Annotated in this window: 4 protein-coding genes; all 4 read left to right on the top strand. The window is 62.7% G+C overall.

The window, feature by feature from the left end; translation table 11 throughout:
* On the top strand, nt 1-437 hold a 437-nt coding region (locus tag EN925_RS28030), incomplete at its 5' end, for an RNA polymerase sigma factor (protein ID WP_164888280.1).
* Nucleotides 434-1,225, top strand: a complete 792-nt coding sequence (locus EN925_RS28035; RefSeq protein ID WP_027162669.1) for an anti-sigma factor — start codon at nt 434-436, stop codon at nt 1,223-1,225. The genes EN925_RS28030 and EN925_RS28035, both read left to right, overlap by 4 nt.
* Nucleotides 1,226-1,535: 310 nt before the next feature.
* Complete coding sequence (locus tag EN925_RS28040) at nt 1,536-2,642, top strand: peptidase C39 family protein (protein ID WP_013532575.1); 1,107 nt, start codon at nt 1,536-1,538, stop codon at nt 2,640-2,642.
* Nucleotides 2,639-3,593, top strand: a 955-nt coding sequence (locus EN925_RS28045; RefSeq protein WP_128337076.1) for a RimK-like ATPgrasp N-terminal domain-containing protein, incomplete at its 3' end; no start/stop codon positions are given. The genes EN925_RS28040 and EN925_RS28045, both read left to right, overlap by 4 nt.

Raw genomic sequence — 3,593 nt, forward strand, 5'->3', positions numbered from 1 at the left:
CTGCCGACGACCTTGTCCAGGATTGCCTCGAGCGGGCGCTTGTGCGGCTCGACAACTGGCAGACAGGAGAAAGCCCCCGGAGGTGGCTGTTTACGATCATGCATCATTTGTTCATCGACCAGATGCGCAAGGTGAACCGCCGCGGCGAGGCGGCGATGTTGCCGCTGGAGGCGGGCGAGGCCGTTGCCCAGCCGGCAGAGCAGGTGGAGAGTATCGCCTCGCGCGAGATCATCGACGCGTTGCAGGCGATCAGCCCCGATCGACGCGCAGCTCTTGTCATGGTTGCCATCGAAGGTTTTTCCTATGCCGAAGCCGCCAACATTCTGGGCGTCCCCGCTGGCACGCTGATGTCGCGCATTGCGCGCGGGCGTGAGGAATTGCGTGGGTTGCTGGACGATACGGCGCGTCGCCGCGCAATAAGGATCGTCGAGAAATGATCCGCCGCGACTTTTCCGAACGGGACATCCACATGGCGCTCGATGGCGAGCTGCCTGCAGACGAGCGCGCCGCTTACGACGCCTGGCTCGACGCCAATCCCGAGATGAAGGCCAGGAGCGCCCGCTTCACCGCCGACCGGACGGCGCTGCAGGCCGCCTTCGCCGGGGTGCTGGACGAAGCCGTGCCCGCGCGCCTGCGCAAGGTCGTGCTTGGCGAGGCGCCGGTCAAGGCAGCTGTGCCACGCTCGCGCTGGTGGCTTGCCGCTGCTGCCGCCGTGCTTTTGGTCGCCGGCGGGCTTGGTGGCTACCTTGCCGGCGTCGACGGCATCGGCCAGGAGGACCCGGCGGAAGATCGGCTGGCCGAGCAGGCAATCGCGGCCCATGTCATCTATGCCGCCGAAAAGCGGCATGCCGTCGAGGTTCCGGCCAGCGACAAGGACCATCTGCAGACCTGGCTGTCCAACCGGGTAGGGCTGAAGCTGGTGGCACCCGACTTGACCGCGAACGGTTTCCAGTTGGTCGGCGGCCGGTTGCTTCCGGCAGGCGAGAGCAAGGCCGCCATGCTGCTTTACGAGGACGGCAATGGGCAGCGTATATCGCTGTTCGTCACCACGGAATCGACGGAGAATGCCAAGGGCACCTACGCCGCCACGCAAGACGGACCCGAGGCCGTCTACTGGCTGGACAAGGGCTATGGCTGCGCCGTCGTCGGCTCCTTGCCGCGCGAGCGGCTGAACGAGGTCGCCAGGAACGCCTACACGCAACTTGTAAACGGGCTGGCAAGCTGAACGGCACCGCTTTTGCCGGTGCCGTCGATCCGCGAATGCTGATCCGGCCGAAGGACCTTTTGCGCCCGTCGGATCGGCGTCGGATTTGTCACAATTCGGCCCTAATCGAGGTGCGATAGCGCTTGATGAATGCCGTCGCATCGCCCCGAAAATCGGAAACGGTTTTTGGAAAAACGAGGCGAAGATTCAAGGTGGTGGAGCGGACTTCGTGCGCCCAGGTGGACGCCGGTTTTCCCAACGCCCTGGTTGGCGTCAAGGACGTGTTCGAGTAGGGCCATTTCCACCACCAATCGAGGTTTTCTGAAGCCGCATGCCTGCCGAGATCCGCACGGCCCGCGCGTCTGACGTCGATGATCTCGCCGCCATCGAGAAAGCTGTTTTCTCAAGCGACCGTATTTCCCGCCGCTCCTTCCGACTGTTCATCGAGCGTGAAACCGCCGAGACGCTGGTCGCCGAAGTCGACGGCCGCGTGGCCGGTTATGCGATCGTGCTGTTTCGCAAAGGCAGCGGCGTGGCGCGCCTCTACTCGATTGCGACCAGTCCGTTTTTCGGCGGGCTGGGTGTCGGCCGCATCCTGCTCGGATCCGCCGAAGATGCCGCCTTCGAGCACGACCGCATGATGCTGCGTCTCGAAGTTCGCGAAGACAACAGCCGCGCGATCCGCATCTACGAACGGGCCGGTTATCGCAAGATCGGGCGTGAGCCCGGCTACTATGAGGATGGCGAAACGGCACTTCGCTACGAAAAAACCTTGCGTGGCGACATTCCGATCGCCACCAAGGTGCCGTTCTACCCGCAGACCTGCGAATTCACCTGCGGTCCGTGCTGCCTGATGATGGCGATGGCCAATTTCGATCGCGGCTTCGTGCCGGATCCGGTCATGGAAATCCGCCTGTGGCGTGAAGCGACGACCGTCTTCATGATGTCGGGTCCCGGCGGTTGCGAGCCGTTCGGCCTCGCTGTCTCGGGCTACGAGAGCGGGCTCGCGGTGGAGATCTACGTCTCCTTCTATGGCGCGCTGTTCCTGCAATCGGTGCGCAGCGAGGACAAGCGCAGGGTAATGGAACTGGCGCAGGTCGACTTTCGCCGACGCGCGGAACTTTACGGCATCCCGGTGAATTACCGTGCATTCACAATCGACGATATCCGCGCTGCGATCGCTGGGGGAAAGCTGGTGCTGGTGCTGATCAGCGGCTTCCTGATGTTCGGCAAGAAGGTGCCGCACTGGGTGCTGGCGATCGGCGATGACGGCGACCATATCCTGATCCACGACCCTTGGGTCGAGGATGAAAGGCAGGAGACCATCCTTGATGCAGCCAACATTCCCGTGCCTTACGGCATCTTCATGAACATGGCGCAGTTCGGTCGCGATGGACTGCGTGCCGCCATCACTCTGGGAAAGCGTGACAGACAATGACCTGGGTCATCCTTACCGGCAGGCAGAGCGATCTCGACCAGGTGGCGACACCGCACAAGATCATCACCAATCGCGACTATCTCGCGCATCCGTCATTGTTTCGCGGCCAGCGGCCGAAGGTCATCAACCTGTCGAACAATTACGCCTACCAGAGCCGCGGCTACTATGCCTCGCTGCTGGCAAGCTCGCGCGGCCACAAGGTGATCCCGACCGTCGAGACGATGATCGACCTGTCGGAACGCAAGCTCTATGAGCACGCGCTGCCGGAACTGGAACTGGCGCTCAACAAATGCCGCAAGGATCTTGGTGGCGCCTTTCCGCAAAAGGTCTGCATCTTCTTCGGCATCGGGCCGTCAAAAATCTGGGACCGTTTCGCCAAGCTGTTGTTCGATTGGTTCCGCGCACCGGCGCTCGAAGTCCACATCAAGGACAGCGCCGAATGGGCCTCGATCCGCAAGATCGGCTTTCATCCATTGGCGCGGATGACCGAGGACGAGGAAAAAAGCTTCATCCAGTGCCTGGAAACCTACACCAACCGGGAGTGGCGCGACACCAAGGGCCGTACGCCGGCGCGCTACACCTTCGCCACGCTGGTCGACCCGCATGAGGAATTGCCGCCCTCGGAGATCTCGTCGCTGCGCTATTGGGCCAAGATCGCCGAGAAGATGGGCGTCGAAATCGAGCCGATCACCAAGCGGGACCTGGCCAAGCTCGCCAATTACGACGCGCTGTTCATCCGCGAGACCACCTCGATCTCCAACCACACCTATCGTTTCGCCCGCCGCGCCCAGCAGGAAGGCATGCCGGTGATCGACGATCCACTGTCGATGATCCGCTGCACCAACAAGGTCTATCTCAACGAGCTGATGGCCTACAACAAGGTGCCGGTGCCGCCGACGGTGATGATCGCCGGCACCTCGGATCTCGAACTGGCGGCGCAGACGCTGGGCC

The sequence above is a fragment of the Mesorhizobium sp. M7A.F.Ca.US.006.04.2.1 genome (assembly GCF_004022915.1).
GTDB classification, from domain to species: domain Bacteria; phylum Pseudomonadota; class Alphaproteobacteria; order Rhizobiales; family Rhizobiaceae; genus Mesorhizobium; species Mesorhizobium ciceri.

Excerpts from the sequence above, each read along its gene's own strand:
- EN925_RS28040 (WP_013532575.1), top strand. The coding sequence starts at position 1,536 with ATGCCTGCCGAGATCCGCACGGCCCGCGCGTCTGACGTCGATGATCTC.
- EN925_RS28035 (WP_027162669.1), top strand. The coding sequence starts at position 434 with ATGATCCGCCGCGACTTTTCCGAACGGGACATCCACATGGCGCTCGAT.